Annotated in this window: 17 protein-coding genes; 9 read left to right on the forward strand and 8 right to left on the reverse strand. The window is 54.7% G+C overall.

The window, feature by feature from the left end:
* The first annotated feature begins 129 nt into the window (after positions 1–129).
* Positions 130–2,859 carry a cation-transporting P-type ATPase gene (locus tag AC6I8V_RS20615; protein ID WP_497846331.1) on the forward strand — a complete coding sequence of 910 codons (2,730 nt, stop codon included), beginning with the start codon at positions 130–132 and terminating at the stop codon, positions 2,857–2,859.
* On the opposite strand, the gene AC6I8V_RS20620 is transcribed toward AC6I8V_RS20615, so the two are convergent.
* Positions 2,848–3,885 (reverse strand): AI-2E family transporter, encoded by a 1,038-nt coding sequence (locus tag AC6I8V_RS20620; protein ID WP_497846574.1) that lies wholly within the window; start codon positions 3,883–3,885, stop codon positions 2,848–2,850. The genes AC6I8V_RS20615 and AC6I8V_RS20620 overlap by 12 nt on opposite strands.
* Positions 3,886–4,080: 195 nt before the next feature.
* On the opposite strand from AC6I8V_RS20620, the gene AC6I8V_RS20625 reads away from it, so the two are divergent.
* Positions 4,081–5,190: an alkene reductase gene (locus tag AC6I8V_RS20625; protein ID WP_497846332.1), complete on the forward strand. Its 1,110-nt coding sequence runs from the start codon at positions 4,081–4,083 to the stop codon at positions 5,188–5,190.
* A gap of 40 nt (positions 5,191–5,230) precedes the next feature.
* Here the strand turns inward: AC6I8V_RS20625 and AC6I8V_RS20630 are convergent, their stop codons facing one another.
* Both AC6I8V_RS20630 and AC6I8V_RS20635 read right to left on the reverse strand, forming a co-directional pair.
* Complete coding sequence (locus AC6I8V_RS20630; RefSeq protein WP_497846333.1) at positions 5,231–6,643, reverse strand: amidohydrolase family protein; 1,413 nt, start codon at positions 6,641–6,643, stop codon at positions 5,231–5,233.
* Positions 6,644–6,650: 7 nt separating this feature from the next.
* Positions 6,651–7,619 carry an ABC transporter substrate-binding protein gene (locus AC6I8V_RS20635; RefSeq protein ID WP_497846334.1) on the reverse strand — a complete coding sequence of 323 codons (969 nt, stop codon included), beginning with the start codon at positions 7,617–7,619 and terminating at the stop codon, positions 6,651–6,653.
* Between the two features lie 542 nt (positions 7,620–8,161).
* Between AC6I8V_RS20635 and AC6I8V_RS20640 the strand changes: the two genes are divergently transcribed.
* From AC6I8V_RS20640 to AC6I8V_RS20650, 3 genes are all read left to right on the forward strand, one after another.
* On the forward strand, positions 8,162–9,142 hold the full coding sequence (locus AC6I8V_RS20640; RefSeq protein ID WP_497846335.1) for an isopenicillin N synthase family dioxygenase: 981 nt from the start codon (positions 8,162–8,164) through the stop codon (positions 9,140–9,142).
* 262 nt (positions 9,143–9,404) lie between these two features.
* Entirely contained in the window at positions 9,405–9,941 is a 537-nt protein-coding gene (locus AC6I8V_RS20645) for a C40 family peptidase (protein WP_497846575.1), read from the forward strand.
* A 201-nt stretch (positions 9,942–10,142) separates the two neighbouring features.
* Positions 10,143–11,216 (forward strand): GGDEF domain-containing protein, encoded by a 1,074-nt coding sequence (locus tag AC6I8V_RS20650; RefSeq protein WP_497846576.1) that lies wholly within the window; start codon positions 10,143–10,145, stop codon positions 11,214–11,216.
* A gap of 39 nt (positions 11,217–11,255) precedes the next feature.
* On the opposite strand, the gene AC6I8V_RS20655 is transcribed toward AC6I8V_RS20650, so the two are convergent.
* The gene (locus tag AC6I8V_RS20655) at positions 11,256–12,530 is read right to left on the reverse strand and encodes a Glu/Leu/Phe/Val family dehydrogenase (protein WP_497846336.1); all 1,275 of its coding nucleotides are present in this window, start codon (positions 12,528–12,530) and stop codon (positions 11,256–11,258) included.
* A gap of 453 nt (positions 12,531–12,983) precedes the next feature.
* On the opposite strand from AC6I8V_RS20655, the gene AC6I8V_RS20660 reads away from it, so the two are divergent.
* Positions 12,984–14,399, forward strand: coding sequence for an amino acid permease (locus AC6I8V_RS20660; RefSeq protein ID WP_497846337.1), 1,416 nt, complete (start codon positions 12,984–12,986; stop codon positions 14,397–14,399).
* Positions 14,400–14,430: 31 nt separating this feature from the next.
* On the opposite strand, the gene AC6I8V_RS20665 is transcribed toward AC6I8V_RS20660, so the two are convergent.
* The 3 genes from AC6I8V_RS20665 to AC6I8V_RS20675 form a co-directional block, all read right to left on the reverse strand.
* Complete coding sequence (locus AC6I8V_RS20665; protein WP_497846338.1) at positions 14,431–16,035, reverse strand: mechanosensitive ion channel family protein; 1,605 nt, start codon at positions 16,033–16,035, stop codon at positions 14,431–14,433.
* A 138-nt stretch (positions 16,036–16,173) separates the two neighbouring features.
* Positions 16,174–16,473: a YicS family protein gene (locus AC6I8V_RS20670; RefSeq protein WP_497846339.1), complete on the reverse strand. Its 300-nt coding sequence runs from the start codon at positions 16,471–16,473 to the stop codon at positions 16,174–16,176.
* A 61-nt stretch (positions 16,474–16,534) separates the two neighbouring features.
* Positions 16,535–18,508 carry an alkyl/aryl-sulfatase gene (locus AC6I8V_RS20675; RefSeq protein WP_497846340.1) on the reverse strand — a complete coding sequence of 658 codons (1,974 nt, stop codon included), beginning with the start codon at positions 18,506–18,508 and terminating at the stop codon, positions 16,535–16,537.
* Positions 18,509–19,078: 570 nt separating this feature from the next.
* On the opposite strand from AC6I8V_RS20675, the gene AC6I8V_RS20680 reads away from it, so the two are divergent.
* A complete protein-coding gene (locus AC6I8V_RS20680; RefSeq protein ID WP_497846341.1) occupies positions 19,079–19,345 on the forward strand; it encodes a YdgH/BhsA/McbA-like domain containing protein in 267 nt (88 codons plus the stop codon).
* A gap of 41 nt (positions 19,346–19,386) precedes the next feature.
* Here the strand turns inward: AC6I8V_RS20680 and fhuE are convergent, their stop codons facing one another.
* On the reverse strand, positions 19,387–21,594 hold the full coding sequence (fhuE, locus tag AC6I8V_RS20685; protein ID WP_497846342.1) for a ferric-rhodotorulic acid/ferric-coprogen receptor FhuE: 2,208 nt from the start codon (positions 21,592–21,594) through the stop codon (positions 19,387–19,389).
* Positions 21,595–22,061: 467 nt separating this feature from the next.
* Between fhuE and AC6I8V_RS20690 the strand changes: the two genes are divergently transcribed.
* Both AC6I8V_RS20690 and AC6I8V_RS20695 read left to right on the forward strand, forming a co-directional pair.
* A complete protein-coding gene (locus AC6I8V_RS20690; RefSeq protein WP_497846343.1) occupies positions 22,062–23,156 on the forward strand; it encodes a YncE family protein in 1,095 nt (364 codons plus the stop codon).
* A 394-nt stretch (positions 23,157–23,550) separates the two neighbouring features.
* Positions 23,551–24,090 carry a sugar dehydrogenase complex small subunit gene (locus tag AC6I8V_RS20695; protein WP_497846344.1) on the forward strand — a complete coding sequence of 180 codons (540 nt, stop codon included), beginning with the start codon at positions 23,551–23,553 and terminating at the stop codon, positions 24,088–24,090.
* The last annotated feature ends 7 nt before the right edge of the window (positions 24,091–24,097 follow it).

The raw sequence follows: 24,097 nt of genomic DNA on the forward strand, positions 1-24,097 counted from the left end.
TTCAAATCATCACCTGGACAACTTTTCACGAACAGTGATGTCAGCCCTTGTCTTAATAATTTAATTAGCACGGTCTTTGTGTTTTTAGGAAAAACTCATTTTTCAATGGCTTAATAGCTAGGGGTTCATATGTTAAATGTTCAAGGTCAGGATAAGGTTGCTGCTTTATCTGAGCGGCCCTGGTATCAGTGCACTTCCGAGGAAACTTTCCAGAATTTAGCGAGTTCGCCGTCTGGCTTATCATCATCCGATGCCAGTGAACGTTTAAAAAAATATGGTCCTAACGCCCTGCCGCAAAAAGCCGAAAAATCGGCCCTGTTAAAATTCATCGCACACTTCAAAGACGTATTGATTTATATCCTGTTTGCGGCGGCCTTGATCACTGCGGTGATGGGGCATTGGGTTGATACCTTTGTGATTATCGGCGTGGCGGTGATCAATGCGTTAATTGGTTTTGTGCAGGAAAGTAACGCTGAGAAGTCACTGAAAAGTATCCAGAATATGTTAGCCAGTGAAGCCATTCTGGTTCGCGACGGCAAACAAAGCACGGTGCCTACGCAGGATATCGTACCGGGTGATGTGGTGATGCTGCGACCCGGCGATAAAATCCCGGCGGATTTACGTTTATTTGATGTGCACAACCTGCGCGTTGAAGAGGCGATTCTTACCGGTGAATCGACGGTCGTGTCGAAAAGCATCGCCCCCTTAACCGGGGAAAAATCCCTCGGGGATCGCCTCAATCTCGCCTATTCCGGCACCACCGTCAGTTCCGGCACCGCGCTGGGCGTGGTGGTTGCCAGCGGCGGTGATACGGAACTTGGGCACATCAATGAGATGATCAGCTCGGTTAAAGAGGTGAAAACGCCGCTGCTGGTGCAGATCGACAAACTTGGCAAAGCGATCTTTTTCATCATCCTGCTGATGATGGTGGCGCTGTTTATCTTCGGCTATATCCTGCGCGACATTCCGTTCCCGGAACTGGCGTTGTCGGTGATTAGCCTGGCGGTGGCGGCGGTGCCGGAGGGCTTGCCCGCCATCATCTCAATCATCCTGTCGCTGGGCGTTCAGTCGATGGCGCGCACGCAGGCGATCATTCGTAAGTTACCCACCGTTGAGACGCTGGGCGCGATGTCGGTGATCTGCTCCGATAAAACCGGCACCCTGACCATGAATGAAATGACGGTGAAAGCGGTGGTGCTGGCCCGCAGCAAATGGCGCGTCAGCGGCAACAGCTATGAACCGAAAGGCGAGATTGTCGCCGAGGGCAATAGCGCCGGGCTGAATTCAGCGACCGATCCCTTGCTACAGCAATTCCTGCACGCGGTTGATACCTGTAACGAAAGCCAGCTCCGCCAGGATGCCAGCGGCCACTGGGCGATTGTCGGCGGCCCGACCGAAGGGGCGATGAAGGTGCTGGCGGCGAAAGGCATCACGCAACAACAATCGGTTAACGTGGTCAGCAAGTTACCGTTTGACTCGCTGTACAAATACATGTCGGTCAGCTGTGTGGTGGAAGGACAGTCGTTTATTTTGCTGACCGGCGCGCCAGATGTGTTGCTGTCCTTGTGCCACCTGCAACAGACCCCGGAAGGGGCAGAACCCCTCGACCGGGCGTACTGGGAAGCGGCGATCACCACCTATGCCAGCGAAGGGTTACGTACCGTCGCCGCTGCATGGAAACCTACCCCTGCGGCGGTCACCGAGCTGGACCATGGCGAACTGAAAACCGATATGGTGCTGCTGGGACTGGGTTGCATGATGGACCCGCCGCGCCCGGAAGCGATCACCGCGATTCATGACTGCCAGCAGGCGGGCATTCGCGTCAAAATGATCACCGGCGACCACCAGGAAACCGCGATGGCTATCGGGCAGATGCTCGGCATTGGCAACAGCAACGCGGCGGTGACCGGCTACGAACTTGAACATATGAGCGACGCCGAACTGGCGCAGGCGGCGAAAACCTATGACATCTTCGCCCGTACCAGTCCGGAGCATAAGCTGCGGCTGGTAAAAGCGCTGGAGTCCAGCGGTGAAATTGTCGGCATGACCGGTGACGGGGTGAATGATGCCCCGGCATTAAAACAGGCTAACGTCGGCATCGCGATGGGCATCAAAGGCACCGAAGTGACCAAAGAGTCGGCGGATATGATCCTCGCTGATGATAACTTCGCCACCATTGCGGCGGCGGTGAAAGAGGGGCGTCGGGTTTACGATAACCTGAAGAAAACCATCCTGTTTATCATGCCGACCAACCTCGCGCAGGGATTGCTGATCATCATTGCGATTCTGATGGGCAACCTGCTGCCGCTCACCCCGGTGCAGATTTTATGGATGAACATGGCGACCTCCGCCACCCTGTCATTTGGTCTGGCGTTTGAACCGGCAGAAGCCAACGCCATGCGCCGCCCACCGCGTAATGTGCGGGCGCATGTGATGGATGGCTACGCTATCTGGCGCGTGATCTTTGTCGGGTTGCTGATTTCCATCAGCGCCTTCGTGCTGGAAGCCTGGCTGCAACCGCGTGGTTACGCCCCGGAATTTATCCGCACCGTGCTGCTGCAAATGCTGGTGACCGCGCAGTGGGCGTATATGATCAATTGCCGTAACTCAGAAGGGTTCTCCCTCGACAGCGGTCTGCTGAAAAACCGTGGCATCTGGATGGTCACGGTGGTGCTGATTGTGTTGCAGGCGATCATTATCTATGTGCCGCTGATGAACACGCTGTTTGGCACCCGCCCGTTACCGATCAACTACTGGTTTATCTCGCTGATCGTCAGTATCGCCATCTTTATCGTGGTCGAACTGGAAAAACGCATTACCCGCTCGTGGCGCGGCGTGAAAACGCATTCACTGACCTGATGTTATCTCTGCTGAGTCCTGCTGTTGCCGGAAACCGGCCAGCAGGACTTTTTTGATCAGATAGGTCAGCGGAATCGCCAGAATCGCCCCGGTTATCCCCAGCAGCGCCTGCCAGAATAAAAAAGCCAGCAGCTGGCTGGTCAACGCCATATCCAGTCGTTTACCAATCATCAGCGGCTCCAGTACCGAGCTGAGCGTCAGATTTAACACCACAAAAAATCCCGCAATCACCAACGCGATTTGCAGATCAAACGCCATATAGCTTTGCACCACCGGCGGAATGGCGGCCATAAACGACCCCAGCACCGGGATGTAATTGAAGACAAACATCAATACGCCCCAGAAGAAAGCAAACTTCAGTCCCAGCAGCTGCGCACCGGCCCAGACGATCAGACCGCCAAAGATGCCGGTGAGGGTTTTGACCCTGGCATAAACGATCACGCTCTGAATGCCTTCTTCCAGCGCGCGATACAGCCCCGGAGAATCGCCCTGCGCGCGTTTGTGCAGCGCATTTTTCAGCAGCGGCAGCTCATACAACATAAACAGCAGCATCAGAAACACCATCACCCACCACGACAGTACCCCAGGGATTTGCGTGAGAATGGCGGAGATCCAGCGCACCACCGCGCCGACATCAACAAACGCCAGCATCTCATCGGGCGCCAGCGCGATGCCGATCTGATCCAGCGTCTGCGTCACTTCCTGCAATCTTGAGGTGAGCAGCAGCGGCGCCTGGCGGCTGAGTAAAATCAAATCCGGCGTCAGCACCGTAAGTTTGATAATGGTGACCACAATCACCAGCAGCAATACCGTGATAATCATCAGGGAGGAGAGGATGCGCGGAATGCGTTTGCGCTCGAACCAGCTCACCAGCGGGTCGAGCATGATGGAAAGCAGCAGCGCCAGCAACACCTGATTAATCAGATGCGCGGAAAGATGCAAACCGATGAGAATTAAGGTCAGGCTCGCCAGAAAAATCACCACGCGTGATAACTGCGGCCAGAGGGTAAACCAGCTCATATGTATCCATTCCCTGAAGTTAACGATCTGCTGCATAGTGCAGTAAATATATCTGCAATATGTTGACTCAGCATACTTAACCGCAAACGGTGGGCAGATAATGCACATTCCACGGCAGAATAGCGCTTATGCCATTCCCCCCGTTTCTGAATTATCACGATCCCTTTAGGCTTCTCTCATCATCAACGGAGAGAACTGAAAATGAACAGATTATTTACCCCGATCACCGCAGGAAAACTGCGTCTGCAACACCGTGTGGTTATGGCGCCGGCAACGCGTATGCGTACCGACGCGGGCGGCGTGCCTGGCGATTTGATGGTGGAATATTATCGTCAGCGCGCCAGCGAAGGCGGCTTACTGATTGCGGAAGCCACGGCGATTTCACCCTTCGCCAATGCCTACGCCGATGCTCCCGGCATCTTTAGTGATGAACAACAGGCGGGCTGGCAGCGTGTGGTTGAGGCGGTCCATGCCAGGGGCAGCCAGATCGTGTTGCAGCTGTGGCATCCGGGACGTCAGTCGCTGCCTGAATTATCGCAGGGAGAGCAGCCGGTGGCGCCTTCTGCGCTGATTGCACGGGAAACCTACGGCGTCGGCAAAGATGAGCAGGGCAACTATGAAGGCCGGTTATTCCCGCTGCCGCGTGCATTGCAGGAGAAGGAAATCACCGCAATGATTGACACGTTTCGCCGTGCCGCCCAGCGTGCGCTGGCCGCCGGATTTGATGGCGTAGAGCTACATGCGGCCAACGGATATCTGCCGGAGCAGTTTCTGCTGGATGGCAGCAACCAGCGCAACGATAGCTGGGGCGGAAGTCTGGCGAATCGCGCCCGTTTCCTGCTGACGGTGGTGCAGACGCTGACGGAGGTTTGGGGTTCCGGGCGCGTCGCGGTGCGTATTTCCCCCAGCGGCATTTACGGCGATATGCACGACAGCGATCCGGCCGCCACCTTTAGCTATCTGGCGGAGAAGCTGAATGACTTCGCATTGGCGTATCTGCATATCATTGAGCCGCGCATCGTCGGGCCGGAAGACCGCGCGAGCGGCGACTACGCGGAGCCGGTGGCCAGCCGACAGCTGCGCGCGTTTTTCCACGGGATGATCATTGCGGCGGGCGGATTTACTCCGGCAGCGGCAGAAGCGATGCTGGCCGACGGGGATGCCGATCTGATTGCGTTTGGTCGTTTGTTTACCTCTAACCCGGATCTGCCGGAGCGTATCCGCCAGGGCCATCCGTTTGCCGCTTATGATCGCCAGACCTTCTTTGGCGGTGATGCGCGTGGCTATACCGATTTTCCGGTTTATGCCTGATGTTTTGCCAGGTCGGCTGCCCGGCCGACCTGGCGCGTCGCTATGCGCAGCGGGCTTGCAGCGTTTTAACCGCCATCGCCGCGTCACGTCCCAGCTCGCCCAAATCAACGCCCGGAATCACATCATCCTGCATGATCACCTTGCCGTGGCATAGCAACGCTTTGATGCGGGCGCGTCCGCCGCAGGCAATCGGGCCGATGGCGATATCGTGTAATCCGAAATAACGGGGATCGTCGAGTTGATAGATGGCGATATCCGCCGCCATGCCCGGCGCAATTTCGCCGGTGTGCAATCCCAGCACCTGCGCCCCTCCGCGCGTCCCCCAGCGCACCACATCCTCAATACTGGCGGCATCGCCGCCGCCTTCAAAGGTGCCACCGGCATAACGCGGCTGCGCCAGCATCCCTTTACGCACGCGTTGCAGTTGCCAGGCGGCGTGGGTCTCGCTTTGCATATCGGCAGCTTCATTCGACGCCGCGCCATCAACACCAATCGAGATCTGCACACCCGCCTGCTCCAGCGCCACCAGATCGGCAATGCCGCTGCCAAGGCGGGCATTGCTTTGCGGGCAATGGGCGATGCCGCTGCCTGCCGCACCGAGCAGCGCGATCTCTTCCGGCAGCAGCTTGACCAGATGGGCGAACCACACATCGCCGCCAATCCAGTCGTGTTCGGCGCAGAACTGCAACGGCGTCATGCCATATTTAGCTTTGGCCGCATCAAGATAATCGACGGTTTCCGACAGGTGGCTGTGCAGGCGAATACCGAGCTGGCGCGCCAGTCGGGCACTTTCGCGCAGTTCCTGCGGCAGGGTGGAGTGCAGCGTGGTGGTGGGCGCCATCGCCACCTGTTGCATGGCGAAGCCGTCAGGCTGATGGTATTGCCCCACCAGCCGTTCAACATCGGCCATTATCGCCTCAAATTTTTCCGGCCGCAGCGCGCCAGGCAGATCGCTCTCCAGCCCGCGGCTTTGGGTGGCGCCACCCCGGCATAACATAAAACGCACGCCAAGCTGGCGCGCCTCCTCGAACAGGATTTGTGCGCCGTCAAACGGCATCGCGGGCCAGTAGAGGTAGTGATGGTCGGCAACGGTGGTGCAGCCGGAACGCACCAGCTCCACCAGGCCGATACGCGCGGCGATGCGGAAGGTCTCTGCATCAAACGCGCCGCGAAAACGGTAGGGCGTAGCCGCCAGCCAGGCGCCAAGGCTCTGGTTCAACCCCTGCGGTTCGCCCTTCAGCAGCGACTGAAACAGGTGATGATGGGTGTTGACCCAGCCGGGATAGACCACGCAGTCACGGGCATCAATCACCTGTTCATCGGGTTGCGCGCTCAGCGAACCCAGCCCGGCGATCACGCCATTGCTGATACGGATATCGCGCGCCGCGCTGCGCGGTTGCTGGCGATTGCCGGTAAGGATCGCGCTGCAATTTTTAATCAGAATTTGACTCATGCGCACCTCACATCGCTGCTTTGCGATAGAACTGGGTAGTAAACGCGTTTTGCCAGGGGGTGGAAGCCTCCAGCAATCCGGCTTTGACCATAAAGTCACGCGTGGTTTGCCAGCGTTTGGCCGTCATCACGCCCAGCCCCTGCTGTGCCGCATCGCCACCCTCGATCAGATGCAGCGCCTTCATCTGCGACACGCCAAACGCCAGAATGGCATCGGTCATCTGCGGGTTCTCTTTCTTAATCAGGGCATTGCCGGCGGCCGGATCGGCAAGATAGGATTTCCAGCCCGCCATGGATGCCGCAACAAACCGCTTCATCACATCAGGCTTCTGCTGCAATACATCATCACGCGTCACCAGAATGCCGCCGTAGGCCGGATAACCGTAATCGGCGAACAGGAAAAATTTGCTGTCCGGCTGCGCGGCTTTGATCTGCTGAACTTCCGAGGTGGCATACGCCTGCTGGGCGGTATTTTTGTCGGCGAGGAATGGCTGCATGTTGAAGGTGTAGGGACGGACCTGGCCATCGCTGAGCTGATATTGGCTTTTCAGCCACGGCCACCAGCTGGCCTGGCCGCTGGCGGAAACCAGCACGGTTTTGCCTTTCAGTCCGGCCAGCCCGTTCACGTCGCCATGCGTGATGATGCCCTGCGGATCAAACTGGAAGGGCGCAGCGATGGCTTTCAACGGGAAATGACGCTGGATACCCTGCAAAACCTGCAAGTCATAACTGACGATGACATCGGCGCGGTTCGCCAGCAGCAGCGTCATGTTATTTAACTGCGGGCCGCCGGAACGCACCTCGACATCCAGGCCATATTTTTTGTAGATTCCCGTCGCGACGGCCTGGTAATACCCTCCCTGCTCCGCCTGGGCGACCCAGGTGGTTTGCAGGACCAGTTTATCGGCGGCATGGACAAGGGAAGAGGCGCAGATCACCGCGCTGAACAGGGACAAACGGAAGAACGACATTGACATAAAAACCCCCAAGGCAAACGCAAAAATGTGTCTGTTATCAGGGGATGGTGCGGTGTAAACCTGCTCACGATGCATAGCACCGTCCCCTGACGAGGTACAGCCGAAGCTGTAGAGCAATGTTCCGCATGGCCATGCAGCCAGGCTAACCGCTTATACTCTGGCTGAAATTTAGCAAAGCCCATGCCAGTGCAGAGGTATTTATCTATCCCTATGAATTAATTGTATAAAGGTGCTTAATCGCGTCTGGAGTGGTTAGCGCGCCTTTGCCCATTTGTGAAGCATTGGTTGCGGATTTGCACAGATTTGGTGCCTGGATCGGGTTGAAACCCACGCGATAAATCGCGCCGCGACAGCAACGGTCAGGCGTAGGGGGGATATGGCTGCAAATGGCATAAACCTTGCTTCAAAACCCATGAGTAGAAGCTGTCAGCCGTGGTGGTTACCCGGTGGGTCATTGCTCGATCGCCCGTTTAGCGGGCGCGGGGAAGGCCTGCCAGCTGCTGTGCAGGTCATCCGTTATCTCTCAATAACGAGGTGCACCAATGGAAAAGACCACGGATTACGCCATGCATGAACTCAGCAAAGAAGCGCGTATGGGCGCACGCGGTAGTGAAGCCGCACGCGATGTACGTATCATCGATCTCACCGATTTTGACCAGCGCAAACACGCTATCGCCGACCAGCTGTGGCAGGCGGCGACGGAAATTGGCTTCTTTCAGGTGTCCGGCCACGGCATTCCCCTCGACGACATCAACGCCGCGTTCGCCAATGCCGAACGCTTTTTCGCGCTGCCGGAAAGCGACAAAGCGCAGCATCCGCTGCGACGCAATGCGGGCTGGGAATACCGCGCCCAGATCCGTCCTTCTACCGGTAAGCCCGATCAGAAAGAGTCATATCAGGTGACGCTGCCGCGTATGGAGGGTTTGTGGCCGGATGACAGCACGCTGCCCGGCTTTCGCGCGGCGGTGCTGAAGTTTGAACGTCAGTGCTGGACGGTGGGGATGCAGCTGCTCTCCTGCTTTGCGCTTAAGCTCGGCTTTGCGGAAGATTTCTTCACGCACGCCCATGAACCCTCACGCGAAACCTATCAAAGCACGCTGCGTATGCTGCATTATTTCGCCATCACCGGCGAGCCGGATGGTCCGTGGCGTGCCGGTGCGCATACCGATTTCGACTGCCTGACGCTGCTGTTTCAGCGCGACGGACAGGGCGGCTTGCAGGTATGTCCGGGCAAAGAGATGGCGGAGCAGGTATGGACGCCGATCGCGCCGCTGGACGGGCTGATCACCTGCAACATCGGCGATATGCTGATGCGCTGGAGTGACGATAAATTGCCATCCAATTTCCACCGCGTGGCCAATCCGCTGCCGGGCATTTCCGTTCCGGCGCGTTACAGCCTGGCGTTTTTCTGCCAGGCAAATGAAGACGTGATCATCGAAGGGCCGGAGAAGAAATATCCGCCAATCACCGCGCGGGATTATCTGGCGCAACGTATCAGTGCTAACTTTTCCGGCAAATATTGACGCTAAACCGCGCCTGTAATTTGCGCTAAGTTCTATTTTTATACATTAAACAGCGGCAGGAAGATGATAATCATCCTGTCGCTGTTGACTATTTCGCCGAATAGGGATTTAACTATTTACCTGCGGTAATATCCTGGTAATCTAGTGTAAGCTATAGTAAGTCGAAGGTAAGGTCGTGTAAGTCCGGGCGGTTCTGATTTTTCTGACATTCGTTCCTGCGGTATAAACCCTGAATCTTTAATAGTGAGTGACATATTCAGCCATGAATTCCTCTGCAATGATTAAGGCGCTAGCCGCTGTGGTTTTTCTCTCTCTCGCAGGGTGCTCATCCCATTCTGCACACCGCGATGATCAGGCTGATAATGATTCGACCGACGGCCAACCGGATCTTATTCCGGTAATTGCGGCGCTGCATGATCAAATGCACTCATGGCAGGGAACCCCTTATCAGTGGGGCGGTACGCAGCTCACCGGCGTCGATTGCTCCGGTTTTGTCTGGCGCACCTTAAAAGACCGTTTCAATATTCCGATGGATCGCGTGACCACTCAGCAATTAATTCAAATGGGCGAACGGGTAAAACCTGACCATATGCAGCCGGGCGATCTGGTATTTTTCCGCATCAATCATGAATTGCACGTTGGTTTTTACGATACCGACCAGCAATTCCTTCATGCGTCCTCCAGTCGTGGTGTGATGCGGTCTTCGCTTAACAATCCTTACTGGAAGTCGGTATTTATCCAGGCGCGCAGATTACATAAAGAATACAACACCGAAATCAGCCTGAATAAAACCACCTGATTCCTTATCGTAAAAATGGATGTTCAGCGTGCCCGGCCTGCCGGGCATTTTTGTTTTTGGCTTTCCTCAGGCAACTTTTTCACCAGCAGATAAACTCTTTATCATCACCTTCAAACTGAAGGATGTCTGGTGAATAACAGTCCAACACAACGTCGGCGGCAGTCGCCACGATCTATTCGGCATTGGTCCGATCATCGCGATATGGTCAGACATGCGCTGTCACAAAGCCTGCCGTGGTTTGCCTTTGTCAATATCAGCTTTGCGTTAACCATCGCCCTGCGCAATCGCCTGTTCATCGCGTTCGACGCCAGTTTGCTGTCGCACCACGAGCTGCTTCCGATGATTAAAATTAGCATGAGCCTGGCGATCGTCGCCTCGCTGCTGCTGCCGCTACTGGCGTGGCGCACCATGAAACACCCCTCGCCACCGTTGCAGTGGCTGAGTCTGGCGTTGCTGACGCTGATCAGCCTGATATGGTCATTTAACTGTTATTGCTTCGAGGTGTACTGGCACTTACCCATCACTTATCCGCTCAGCATTATCCTGATGCTGAGCGCCATGGCCGCACTCTATTTTTATCCGGCTGCATTGTTCTGTTATTTGCTGCCCTTGTGGCTGTCGCTGCCTGTCGCCAATTTCCAGCAGAACGCATCTTTCAATCGTCGTTTTGACCTCGTCTGGCTGATTCTGACCTTCATTCTGCTGTATGGGCGCTTTATGCTGATGCGCTGGTTTCAGGAAGCCTGGCTGCGCTACCAACAAAACCAGCTGCTGATTGCGCGCCTCGATCTCCTGGCGCATCAGGATGTCCTGACCACCACCGCCAACCGCCGCGCGCTGGAACAGCATCTCAGCCGGGCCATCGCGCAGCAGCGGCAGTTTAGCGTCATCATGCTCGATGTCGATTACTTCAAAGGTTACAACGATCATTATGGTCATCAGGCGGGAGATGAATGTCTGGCGGCGATAGCGGCGGTGCTGAAAGCGTCGGTACGGACGCCGGAGGATGTTGTGGGGCGTTACGGCGGAGAGGAGTTTGTGGTGATGCTGCATGACACATCAGCCGCCGGGGCGGAAGCTGTGGCGGCGCGCATTCAGCGTGGTCTGGAACTGCGCGCGCTGGCGCATGAAACATCGGATGTGGCAACCCATGTTACCGTCAGCATGGGGATTGCCAGCGCCCTGCCAGGGCAGAATGTCGACCAGCTGATTTCGCGTGCCGATAAGGCGCTGTATCGCGCTAAACAGCAGGGGCGCAATCGCTGGTCGTTGTGACAGGTGCTTCCCGGCGAGGAAGCACCTGAATCATCCTGATCAACCCGGATAAATACCGCGATCTTTACGGGCCAGCAGAATACGTTCGCAGGCGACAATGTAGGCCGCCGTGCGCAGCGAGCAGCCTTTTTCAGCGGCTTTGTCGCACACATGGATGATGGCGTCCGTCATGATTTTGTCCATGCGCGCGTTAATTTCCTCCTCGCTCCAGAAGAAACTCGCCATATCCTGTACCCACTCAAAGTAGCTGACAGTCACCCCACCGGCGTTACAAATCACGTCCGGCACCACCAGAATGCCGCGCTCGGCTAACACGTCATCCGCTTCGGGATAGGTCGGGCCGTTCGCCCCTTCCAGCACCAGTTTGCAGCTGAGCCGTTCGGCGCGTTCACGGGTGATCTGACCTTCGAGCGCCGCCGGGATCAGGATATCCATCGGCAGCGTCCAGAACGCGTCCTTGTCGATCTCGCTGGCGCCAGGGAATCCGGCGATCTGCTTATGTTCCGCCTGCCAGGCGGTCAGCGCAGCCATATCAATCCCGGCTTCGTTGAACAGGGTGGCGGTATGATCCTGAATCAGGGTGACGCGCGCGCCCACGTCAGCAAAGAGACGTGCCGCCTCGCTGCCAACGTTGCCAAAACCCTGCAATGCCACTTTGGCCCCTTCGATTTCGATACCAAAACGTCTGGCGACTTCACGTCCGGTCACGAACACGCCGCGCCCGGTGGCTTTCTCACGTCCGAGTGAACCGCCGAGATGGATCGGTTTGCCGGTGACGACGCCGGTGATGGTGGTGCCGTGATTCATGGAATAGGTATCCATCATCCACGCCATCACTTTGCCATTGGTGCCGACATCCGGAGCCGGGATATCTTTCTGCGGGCCGATAATCACGCCAATCTCGCTGGTGTAGCGGCGAGTCAGGCGTTCCAGTTCCCCTTCAGACAGGGAGAAAGGATCGACGCGAATGCCGCCTTTGGCCCCGCCATAGGGCAGATTGACGGCGGCGCATTTGATGGTCATCCATGCGGAAAGCGCCATGACTTCGTTGAGGTCAACATCCGGGTGATAACGCACGCCGCCTTTGCCCGGACCGCGTGACAGGTTGTGCTGGACACGATAACCCTCGAAATGGCGGATAGTGCCATCATCCATCTGCAAGGGAATATCAACGATCAGGGCGCGCTTTGGATGACGGAGTGTATCAACCCAATGTGCCAGCTCGCCCAGATAGGGCGCCACCCGGTCAATCTGACGCAGGTAAGTAACCCAGGGAGAGGTGATGTTATCGGATGCGTAAGATAACTTTTCCATAATTATCCTGTTATTTATGTTGTGATGACGTGGAAGGTAATGCAATACGAAATACGCGATAAACGTTAACACCAAATTCGCCGATTAGATTTTATCTGCGTCACTGAAATACGCCGATTTTTAATTTCAGTCAGACAATAAGTGAATAATTAAGCAGTAAATCAGGGCGATCATATGGTGCATATCTATGCATTTTATATGCAGAAAAGTGAATGGATTAGGATTTTTTCCCCAATATTCAGAACTTTGAAGATCTTCAAAAAGTGAATGGTTTGTGTGATTCATGTGTTGACTTTGTTGCGCATCACATCGCAGCATGACGCATCTTCAGCGCCGGATATTAACTATGTATTAATCTAAACTGTTATTTTTATTAAGGGCATTCTGTATTGCGATGGTTATTTAACCATCGTAACGATCGCGCTCGCGCCTAATTTTCTACGTGGAACCGACATGACAGATAAAAACATTCCAACCATCCCGGCTGAGCCACATCTGAAACGTGGCCTGGGGGAACGACATATCCAGATGATCGCTCTGGGTGGTGCGATTGGTACTGGCCTGTTTATGGGGGCCGGGAGAAATATTGCGGTTGCCGGAACCTCGATTCTTATTATCTATCTGCTGGTCGGCTTTTTTACCTACCTGGTGATGCGCGCGATGGGTGAGCTGTTGCTGACCAGGCTCGATTACCGTTCGTTTGCGGATTTTGTTGGCGATTATCTTGGCCCGAAAGCCAGTTTTTATCTCGGCTGGACCTACTGGCTAAGCTGGGTGGTGACCTGCATTGCCGATGTGGTGGTGTGCGGCAGTTACATGCAGTATTGGTTCCCGGCGATGTCGGCGTGGATTCCGGCACTGGCTACCCTCGGGATACTCTGCATGTTCAACCTGCTGTCGGTCAAAATGTTCGGCGAGGCTGAATTCTGGTTTGCGTTGATTAAGGTGATCGCCATTCTGGCGCTGATAATCACCGGCGGCTGGATGATTGCTACCGGCTGGACCTCGCCGGATGGCGTACAGGCGTCACTGACGCATCTGACGGACCCGCACGTCTTTATGCCGCACGGTTTTACCGGTTTCCTCGCCGGATTCCAGATCGCCATCTTCTCCTTTACCGGTATCGAGCTGCTCGGCACCATGACGGCAGAAACCAAAGATCCGCACACCATCCTGCCGCGTGCGGTGAACGCGCTGCCGCTGCGGATTATCATTTTTTATCTGTTATCGATGATCGTGATTATCGCCGTGACCTCCTGGCCGGGCATCTCGCCGGATGTCAGCCCCTTTGTCACGCTGTTTGCCAAAGCGGGTTTACCGGCCGCGGCCGCGCTGATTAACTTTGTGGCGCTGACATCTGCCATGTCCTCCGCCAATAGCGGCGTCTATTCCAGTACGCGGATGTTGTATGGCTTGTCGGTGGAAAAACATGCTCATGGGCAGTTCAGGTTGCTGTCGCGCAGCAGCCGGATTCCGGTACGTAGCCTGCTGTTCTCCTGCTTTTGCATGTTAAGCGGCACGCTGCTGCTGTTCCTGGTCCCGAACGTGATGACTCTGTTCACCATCGTCTCCACCCTGGCCGCCATTATGGTGGTGTATAGCTGGGGAATGATTCTGGTGGCGTATCTGGTTTACCGCAGACAGCGCCCGGATTTACATGATAAATCGACCTTTAAAATGCCCGCTGGCGTGCTGATGAGCTGGTTAAGTCTGCTGTTTTTTATCTTTTCGATTTTTATCATGATCTTCGATCCCGATACCCTGAAAGCGATTATCGCGACCCCGATCTGGTTCGTTATTTTATGGGCCAGCTGGCAGGTGAAGCAGCGCAGGGAGCGCTTTACCACCGCGGAGAATCTTAACGTGTAACCACACCACCAGGCGCGCAAGCGTTTGGTGTTTAGTCGTTTTTCTTTGCCGGCGGCGCATACCAGTCTTCTGCTTTAACTACCACCGCGCCATCCGGCTGAGCCACAAAATTAGGCGACATAATCTGAACGCCAAACTCGTTGAACACATCCTGAATATGGCTATGTAGCTCACTACGGGCGACGGCCAGTGAACTGCCGCTGGGCAGCCGTACCTGGAGTTCATAGGCGATGTACCAATCCATCAACGCCAGCTGCCTTACCAGCACCGGAACCTGATGATCTATGGCCCGCGTCCTGCTGGCAGCCAGTTCCAGCATACTGTGGACCTGACGCCACGGCGTGTCATAACCGATGGTAACGCTGGTAGTCATATTGAGACCCGCACCCTTTAACGGCGCGCTGAGATTGATGATTTTTCCGCTCACCACCACCGCATTCGGCACCGTGACCTCGTAGTTTTCCCGCGTGAGGATTTTGGTGGCCAGCATACCGACTTCAGTGACGACGCCTTCGTTATCGTTGATGCGAATCACATCGCCTTTGCGCAACGCGCGCGAGTAGGTCAGCACCAGGCCGCTCATGGCATGGTTCATCACCCCTGCGGACCCCAGCGTTAGCATCAGGCCGAAAAACACGCTGATGCCTTTAAACGCCAGCGAATTGGCACCCGGCAGGAAAGGGTAGGCGGCGGAGAGGGCGAACAGCCAGATCACCACGCTGATCAAACGGCGGGTAACGCCGACCGTTTCCGGGTGCAATCCCGGAATATGCAGATTGCCGCGTTCTACGCGACCTAACACCAGCCGGATAATGCGGGTGATAAACGCGGTGATCAGCACGATCACCACCACAATAAACAGTCCCGGTAAGGCGGAGAGGATTGCCACTCCTATGCCCTGGAGCAGCTCCAGCGCGTAGCCACCCAGCTCTATGCCCCAGAAGCGGGTATAGGGAAAGAGACGCAGTACCCAGCTCAGCCACAGATAGGCGGCACTCAGGCAGATCGCGACCATCAATGTCTGAGCGGCGCGCAGGCGGATGGGGCCGAGAAAGCTGCGCACCGGTGCGGGCAGAATCGATTTGTGATGGGGGGAACGCGCCGCCTCGTTACGTGACAACCACTGTGCGCACCGCCAGCACACCGCCAGCAGCGCGGCTAGCGCCACTGCACCGGCGAGGCTTTTGCCCAGCGCCAGCAACTGATAACGGGTGGAGTATTGCTCTTTCAGTGCCAGGCGCAGGGATTCCAGCCGCAGTCGCACGCGATCGGCAGCCTGTGACAGCGTGAGGTCATCACCTTCATCGAGATCCGCCTGGGTGAGCAGCATAAAAGGCTGGTGGTTGATGGAGAAGAGTACCGCCTGCTGGTGATAGCGCATCAGCGGCTGGGCTTCAACCGGTTGTTGCAGATCGGCGACGTTGAGCGCCCGCAGTTGTCTCAGGATACGCTGCACCCGCTCTTCCGGAGTGGTCAGGCCAAAGCGCGCCTGCAACATCACTACCGGCTGGTTCAGAATCACCAGCGTACGCGCCTGTTCCTGTGGCGAGGGTGCCTGACGGGGTTCGGCGCTGCGTAATTCGGCAGACACCAACAGCAACAACCCGCACAGCAGAAAAACGCCTGTTCTCTTCACGCGTATCCTCCTTACGCCGCCCATAGCACCTCAGAAGCGGGAGTTGCAGCAGTGCATACTGAAAAAGTAAGTCCTCAGACAGAAACCGCTGCCGGTTCAGATCATGCATCACACTCAGCATCAACTTCGACGGGGTGTTTAGTGACTGGGCAGACCGGAGGGACAGGGAACCTCGGCGATTCTCTGGTGGTAAAGTTTTTGATCTTTGGCTTTCAATGCGGCGGCGGCACGGGTGATCGGCGTATGGCTTTGCGCATCGTCAGTGAACCGTTTTTTCAGTGCCGCATCGGAGAGTGAACTGCCAGCATGACACTGCGCGCGCAGGTCCTGCAAAATGGCCTGTTGCCGCAGGGCAAATTCGAGGTTTTCATAAGGTGAAGCCAGAGCAGAGGCCAATGGGATAAACAGCAGAATTAACAGCAAACGGTTTTTGCGCATGGGTTACTCCTGTCGATCTGGATAGGGTGGGCTGGCGAATGACGACAGCCCGTCAGAACAATTATGGTGTAACCAGGTTAAACCAGAAGCCGAATTTATCCATGTAGCCCAACAACTCATCCACTTTGGCTACGCTGCCGGTGATGTTGACCTCGCCTTTATCCTGTGCCTGTTTCAGCGTTTCTTCTTTAAGGATGATTTTATTCAGCGTGTCACGGTTGAGGGTCAGGGTTGCATCCGGGTTATTCCCCTGCGCGTTAGCGGTGTGATTCAGTACGCCGTTTTCCAGCTCCAGTTTGTATTTGCCACCGTCTTTACCGAGGTCGATATTCAGTGCCGCTTTGGCATTGGCCGCCTTCTCACCATTGATATGCACCGCCAGGAAATCGAAGAACATTTCCGGCGTCATGGCTTTCACGGTATCCGGGCTGGCGGTGTTCGGGGTGGGTAGCTTCATTACGCCATTACGCAGCTCCTGAGCGCCGGTCAGATAGAAATTTCGCCACGGGCCGGATTCTGCCTGATAACCCAGCTGTTCAAGTGCGTCGGCTTCCAGATCGCGGGCGGCTTTATTGTCAGGGTCGGCAAACACCACTTTGCTGACTACCTGTGCTACCCAACGATAATTGCCCTGATCGAAGTCGGTTTTCGCTTTCTGCAGAATGTTGTCTGCACCGCCCATATATTCGACGAACTTCTTCGCTGCCTCCTCTGGCGGCAGTTCATCAAGTGTGGCAGGGTTGCCGTCAAACCAGCCGAGATATAGCACGTATGTGGCTTTGACATCATGGCTGACCGACCCGTAGTAACCCCGGTTGGCCCAGGTGTTGGCCAGGCCCGGCGGCAGTTTGAAGTTAGCGGCGATTTCGTCGCGCGTAAGCCCCTCATTCGCCATGCGCAGTGTTTGATCGTTGATGTAGCGATAGAGATCGCGCTGAGTTTTCAGCAACTTGTTAACGTTATCATTGCCCCAGGTGGGCCAGTGGTGCTGGGCGATAATAATGTCGGCTTTGTCGCCCCAGCGTGTAATCGCGTCGTTAATATATTTTGACCACGGCAGCGGCTCACGAATTTTTGCACCGCGCAGGGAGTAGGTGTTGTGCAGGGTATGGGTGACATCCTCTGCGGTTTCGATCATTTTTTTCTCTTCGACATACCAGAGCATTTCCGATGGGGCTTCTGAACCGGGGGCCATCATAAATTCATAGGTCAGGCCATCAATAATATGTTTCTCACCGGTTTTATTGATGGTGACAGTCGGGGCAATCAGGGTCACCGTGCCGGCCGATGTGGTGGTGCCGAGTCCCGCACCTACCTGGCCTTTAGGATCGGCTTTCAACAGGTTGCCATACATGTAACTGGCGCGGCGACTCATCACATTCCCCGCCATTATATTTTCCGATACCGCCGCTTCCATAAAACCGGACGGGGCGTAGATTTTTATTTTGCCGGATTTCACATCAGCCTCATCAACCACGCCGCGCACGCCACCGTAATGGTCAACGTGGCTGTGGGTATAAATCACCGCCACTACCGGCTTTTTCCCGCGATTTTTGTAATAGAGATCCATACCTGTTTTGGCGGTTTCTGCTGAAACCAGTGGGTCGATGACCGTAATGCCGGTTTTTCCTTCGATGATGGTCATATTCGAGAGATCGAGATTGCGTATTTGGTATACGCCATCGGTTACTTTAAATAAGCCGCTGATATTAATCAGTTGCGATTGTCGCCACAGGCTGGGATTAACGGAATCGGGCGACTTCTCCCCCTCTTTGATAAAAGCATACTGGCCCTGATCCCAGATAATATTTCCCGCTTCGCCTTTAATTACTGCGTCGGGTAATGCGGCAACAAATCCTTTGTGAGCGTCGCCAAAATCCGTGTTATCAGAAAAGGGGAGCTGGTTGTAAAGGGCGTCATTAGCTTTTTTGGTGGCGGCTGTTGCGCCTTTCCTTGCGTCATCAGCGGCACTGGAATTAAATGCGCTCGTCAGGAGGGCGGCCAGGACCATACAGTGAATATGTTTTAGTTTCATTGTTCATCTCAATTTAGTGGGCTGGAATTTAATAAAAATGAAGCCATGTTCCCTGCTGAGAGCAGCCAGAAACAGGAAATTCAGAGAGGTGCGGCATGACGAAAAATGTGTTAACCCGTTAACATTTAGTTGTAAATGTAGTTATAAATTTACGTTCAGCAAGGGGCCGATTATTGTGTTTTTCTGAATTTTTTTGGATTGTTGAAACCGATCATAAATCTAAAAATTTGGCAGATTTGACTTAATGTTTTTTAGTCTTCGTCTATTAAGTTGAAAATTAAGATTAAATTTTGATGTTTTTTTGTGGCATGATCGCATTGCCGCTTCGTTAATGGACAGGCAACGAGTGAGGGGACGGGAGTGAATTTAAGAATTACGCCAGCGCTCGGTCATTTACAAATTCCCCACTAAATGATTCATTCTTCAGCAGAATAGTTCTTTTTTTTAAAATATTTTGAGCCAGGGCCTTTCGGCGCGCCAGTTAACTGGTTGCAATATTTAAAACCCAGGCTAAAAATTTAATGGTTGCAACATTTAATCATCTTTCCAATCACCTCTGAGGTCTGAAAAATGAAAAAGATTATAGCGGGCACGATAGCACTGGCTGCCGCTGCGTTAATTTCGGTTTCCGCGTTCGCGGCGAAAGAAATTACGAAAGAAGAGGCTAAGCAGTATCAGGAAGTAGGAAAAGTTAGTACCACTAAAGAACATACCTCACCGCGTGATGCGATGGAGGAAATTTCGCAGAAAGCCGATAAGATGGGCGGTAAATATTTTGTCATCACCTCCGGTCATGAAGGCGATAAAATACACGGCACTGCGACGGTCTATAAATAACCTGATGGCGCTCTGCTGATGCAGAGCGCCGGGTTTTGGCATCAGAACTGGTACGAAACGCTGACCGAGAAGTTACGCGGTTCACCGTAAACATAGTTGTTCATGTAGGTGTAGTAGGTGCGGTCAAACAGGTTGTCGATGTTCGCCTGCACCGCCACCTGTTTGGAGACCTGATAACGGGCAAACAGGTTCGCCAGCGGGTAGCTGCCCTGGTAGACGCGCTGGGTGTTGCCATCCGGCGCGGTGACATCTTCAAACACCCGGTTCTGCCAGTTGATGCCGCCGCCAATGGTCAGGTCCGGCAACATTGGCACCTGGTAACGGGTAAACAGCTTGAAGTCGGTTTGCGGTTGATCCGAACTATAGCGGCCATCGGCATCACGCGCGACATAACGTGTGGCACCAAAGGTCAGTTGCAGGTTGTCGGTGACTGCGCCATTCAGCTCAAACTCGGCACCCTTACTGCGCGCCCCTTTGGTGGCGGTGTAGGCCTGCTCGCTACTGTTGTTAACATACACGCCATTCTCTTCGGTACCGACATTGTCCTGTTCGATACGGAACACCGCGACGGTGGCGGTCAGACGGCCATCGAACCAGGCGGATTTCAGGCCGGTTTCATAGCTTTTGCCGGTAACCGGCGACAGATATTGGCCGCTGCTGTCGCGATAGGTTTGCGGCTGGAAGATCGAGGTATAGCTGGCGTAGGCGGACCAGGTATCGTTGATGTCATACACCAGGCCTGCATACGGCGTGATGTTGTTTTTCTCCACATTGCCGCTGGTGCCGTTGGTGCTCCATTGGGTATAACGCGCGCCAACAATCAGCGACAGCGGGTCGGCCAGGGAGAAGCGTGCGGCAGTGTAGGCAGATTTCTGACGGATCACATCATCAGCGTTCAGATACCAACCCTGCCACTGCGGTTCCGCGATATTGCCGTTCCAGTTGTTGTTGAATGCCCCGAGAACGCTGGCGGTGATGTCGTATTCATCAGGATCGGTGATGCCGTCCTGGCTGTAGGTAGCGTTATGCTGACGGCTGTAACTCAATCCGGCCATCAGCTGGTGCTGACGTCCAAACAACTCGAAGGGGCCGCTGGCATAACCATCCACCGAAGTCAGCTCACGTTTGCCGCGGTCCATACTGCCCCAGCCCGTCATGCCTTCGCCGGTGCTTTCATCCGGATAACCCGTCCAACCCACATCCAGCAGCTTGTCGCTAAAGGTGTTTTCCGCATGGGTGCCATTCAGACGGACGCTCCAGCCGTTGTCAAAGTTCTGCACCAAATCGGCATACACTTTGCGCGCGGTGGTGTGGTAGTAAGTCCAGTCGGCGGAAGAGTTCAGACTACGGTTGTAATGCGTCAGCGAGCCGTTGCTATAGAAAATCGGCAGGCCGGCCCAGGTGGGGTTGCCGGTGTCGGCATTTTCGTAGTCATAGCCGAGCGACAGGGTGGTGTGATCGGTAAGGTCAGCATCAATCACGCCGTAGAGGAATTTTTTGGTTTTATGGTAACGATCCAGCCAGCTGTCCTGATCCTGATAGCCGGTAATCACCCGCCCGCGCACAGAACCTGATTCATTCAACGGTGCCGAGAGATCCGCAACATAGCGCTGTTTGTTCCAGCTGCCATAGCTGGCGTTTAACGTGCCGGTAAACTCTTTGCTGTCCGCATGTTTGCGCACCATATTGACCGACGCCGATGGGCTGCCCGCGCCGGTCATCAGGCCGGTGGCGCCACGCACCACTTCGATCCGATCGTAGATGGCGGTATCGGAAGCGGCATCGCCATAGTTCCAGGCGTCGCCGACCGAGGTAGGGATATCGTCAAAGGTAAAGTTAGTGATTTTGAAGCCGCGGGAGTAGTACTCGGAGCGTTCACTGTCTTCAATGCTGCTGGTGATCCCGGTGGTGTTATTCAGCACGTCGGTCACGGTTTGCAGCTGCTGATCCTGCATACGCTGCTGCGTGATCACGCTGACGGACTGCGGTACATCGCGCGGCGTCAGCAGCAGTTTGGTGCCGGCACGCGTGGTTTTGACCTGATAATCCTGCTTTTCGTTATCCGCGCTGTCGCTGGTGGTGGCATCAACCACCAGATCCTGCTCGCTATTGCGGGTGGCTGCGGCGGCCTGCGCCAGCACCGGGTTGAGGAGGGCGTGTACCGCCACTGCCAGCAACGACACGGTAAAGGTTTTACGGATGCCCGACGCGCGCGATTCAGCGCGAGTTTCCCTGCGATTCAAAGACATAATATTTCCCGTCAGAAATAAGCGTGTTCTGCTGTCGTTTCGCTTCTGTTGTTATGGGTTTGCGACACCGAAAAGCGGGGGGTAAAAATCCACCGTCACGAGGCACATAAGGTAAAGAAGCACATTAATTGAGAAGGCCAATGATAATCATTTGCTTTAATAATTCTAAAAAGGTTTCCTTTTAATATGTAAATGTTTGTATATGCGAGTGTAATCAACAAGATAATAAGAAAATTAACCGCTTAATCACTGATGTTTTCATTCTTAATGTGCGATTTTGGCGGGAAAAGCGTGGGATCTGGCGGGCGAAAATTGTTTTTTCTGCTGAGCGGGGAGAGGGCTTTGCCGTTGTTATTCCGGGTTTATTTGCTTAGTTTTCGTTAATGCGTATGATTCTCATTCTTTCTTCTATCTTGTCGCACGGCTGTGGCCGGGCGGAAATTGTTCATCCATTGATGGAGTTCAGAATGAAATCGTTTTTCAGTCCGCGTAAGGCCGCGGTTGCCGCTGCGGTTATCGCCGCATTGAGTCTGACCGCTTGTCAGGCACCTGCCAAAAAAGCTGAAACCCCGGTGGCTGCTGCGGCGGTTAAACCGGCTGATCAGGCAGTAACGCAGCGTGTGCTGGGCGATGGGCTGTATGAACTGGCATATTCTCCGGCGGCGAATGCGTTGTTTGTCGCCAGCGCGCAGAGCTTTAAAGATGTGAACGGTGGCATCCTGTATCGCCTCGATCCGACCACGCTGGCAACCAAAGGCCAGACCCATACCGATCTGAAAAACTTCGGCATGGCGATCGACGACGAAGGCAGCGTGTTCTACACCACCAACTCGCTGGACGGCACCGTAACCAAAGTGGATGCGCAGAGCGGCAAAGTGCTGCAACGTCTGGTGTTAGGCGGGGGTAAAGACAAAGACGGCGACGCCGTTGGCGCGCGTGAGATGCTGCTGCATGGCAACGAACTGTATATCGGTCGCGTCGCCGATCCGGCCTTTATTACCGTGGTCGACACCAAATCCTTCAAAGTGAAAAACGTCATTAAAAACGCCGGAAAATGGGTAACGGGTATCATTTACTCCCCACTGACCGAGCGTATCTATGCCGCCAATGGCGCGGGCGAGATTCTGGTGATCAATCCGCGTAACCACAAAATTGAAAAACGCTGGACGGCAGGTGATGGCAAAGAGTATCTGTTCCTGAATATGGCGGAAGATCCGGCGACCGGTCGTCTGTTCGTGACCGATGACTCGAAAGGCAAAACCACGCTGGTATTTGATGAGCACACCGGCAAGGTAATCAAACGTCTTCCGGGTGATGCGCTGGGTATCAAGTTCAACGCGAAACGCAACGAGATCTACATCAGTCAGCGCGAGTCGAAGAAAGTGCTGCAACTTGATGCCACCACCTATGCGGTGAAAAACAGCTGGTCGTTCGATACCAATCCGAACAGCCTGCTGGTGTCCGCAGATGGTGAGACGCTGTATGTTTCTCTGAAGCAGGCGTTTAATAAAGATACCTCCACCAAAGGTCCGGACAGCGTAGCGCGTATTGCGCTGAAATAAGTCTGACAGGGGAGGCCAGAGGGCCTCCTTGATTTTTTATCGTCATCGCTGGCTGCTGTCCACCCGCTGCATCATGCAGATGAACGCCATAATCGATAATCAAATCTGCTCCATCTCTCTCTCTCCATTCTGAACCACCACTGCCGCCGTCACCTTCTGCGCGTATGACTTGAACGATCCCACTCACGGCTGACGCAAAAAATTCATCTTGTATGGCTTTTGTTTGTCTTTTATTTAATATATTAATAACCACCGTAACTATGAGTCATGTAATTAACATTCCGTTGTGTGATTGTTAAATGTGGCAAGTTTTCAGTTACACCAAACAATAATGATGCGTTTTGCCGCCGCAGCGTCGGTGGTTTTGAGTAATGTGAACAGTCAGGGAAATAATATGTTGCAGTCAGACGATCTTTCCGTTGGAAAGGTCCAGCTCTCACGTCGGAAAGTGCTGCTTTCTGGCGCGGTGATCATCGCCAGTGGCCTGGTCACCTCGGCGCTTCCGTCATTTGCCATGGCGCAGCCGTCGAAAAGTTTTGCCCCTTTTATGCAGATCTCCCGCCTGTTGGTGAACCACCAGCTGGATGACGCCGTAGGCCAGCGTATGCTGGCGTTACTGGAATCCGAACACCCCGATTTGCTGGCTAGCCTTAACCCGCTGATCGCCATTGCCCGCGCGCATAATGCGCGTCAGGTGGAAGATTTCTTCCCGGCGATCCCGCCGGGCGCGTTGCAGGATCTGGCGCACAAAATCATCTTTGGCTGGTACACCGGCAGCCTGGCCCCCGTGCGGTCCGCGAAAACCTTCGCCTTTGAACAAGCGCTCACCTGGCACACCACGCTGGATGTGATCACCATTCCGTCTTACGGCATCAGTGGTCCCAACAACTGGCAACGCGCGAATACCCCGGTTCTTCCCGTACCGCAATTCTGAATCTGAT

The sequence above is a fragment of the Pantoea sp. X-Soil-TKNS-1207 genome (genome assembly GCF_059730485.1).

Bases quoted from the DNA above. Each gene is read 5' to 3' on its own strand.
- AC6I8V_RS20615 (WP_497846331.1), top strand. From the start codon at position 130: ATGTTAAATGTTCAAGGTCAGGATAAGGTTGCTGCTTTATCTGAGCGG.
- AC6I8V_RS20625 (WP_497846332.1), top strand. From the start codon at position 4,081: ATGAACAGATTATTTACCCCGATCACCGCAGGAAAACTGCGTCTGCAA.
- AC6I8V_RS20630 (WP_497846333.1), bottom strand. From the start codon at position 6,643: ATGAGTCAAATTCTGATTAAAAATTGCAGCGCGATCCTTACCGGCAAT.
- AC6I8V_RS20635 (WP_497846334.1), bottom strand. From the start codon at position 7,619: ATGTCAATGTCGTTCTTCCGTTTGTCCCTGTTCAGCGCGGTGATCTGC.
- AC6I8V_RS20640 (WP_497846335.1), top strand. From the start codon at position 8,162: ATGGAAAAGACCACGGATTACGCCATGCATGAACTCAGCAAAGAAGCG.
- AC6I8V_RS20645 (WP_497846575.1), top strand. From the start codon at position 9,405: ATGAATTCCTCTGCAATGATTAAGGCGCTAGCCGCTGTGGTTTTTCTC.
- AC6I8V_RS20650 (WP_497846576.1), top strand. From the start codon at position 10,143: ATGGTCAGACATGCGCTGTCACAAAGCCTGCCGTGGTTTGCCTTTGTC.
- AC6I8V_RS20655 (WP_497846336.1), bottom strand. From the start codon at position 12,530: ATGGAAAAGTTATCTTACGCATCCGATAACATCACCTCTCCCTGGGTT.
- AC6I8V_RS20660 (WP_497846337.1), top strand. From the start codon at position 12,984: ATGACAGATAAAAACATTCCAACCATCCCGGCTGAGCCACATCTGAAA.
- AC6I8V_RS20670 (WP_497846339.1), bottom strand. From the start codon at position 16,473: ATGCGCAAAAACCGTTTGCTGTTAATTCTGCTGTTTATCCCATTGGCC.
- AC6I8V_RS20675 (WP_497846340.1), bottom strand. From the start codon at position 18,508: ATGAAACTAAAACATATTCACTGTATGGTCCTGGCCGCCCTCCTGACG.
- AC6I8V_RS20680 (WP_497846341.1), top strand. From the start codon at position 19,079: ATGAAAAAGATTATAGCGGGCACGATAGCACTGGCTGCCGCTGCGTTA.
- fhuE (WP_497846342.1), bottom strand. From the start codon at position 21,594: ATGTCTTTGAATCGCAGGGAAACTCGCGCTGAATCGCGCGCGTCGGGC.
- AC6I8V_RS20690 (WP_497846343.1), top strand. From the start codon at position 22,062: ATGAAATCGTTTTTCAGTCCGCGTAAGGCCGCGGTTGCCGCTGCGGTT.
- AC6I8V_RS20695 (WP_497846344.1), top strand. From the start codon at position 23,551: ATGTTGCAGTCAGACGATCTTTCCGTTGGAAAGGTCCAGCTCTCACGT.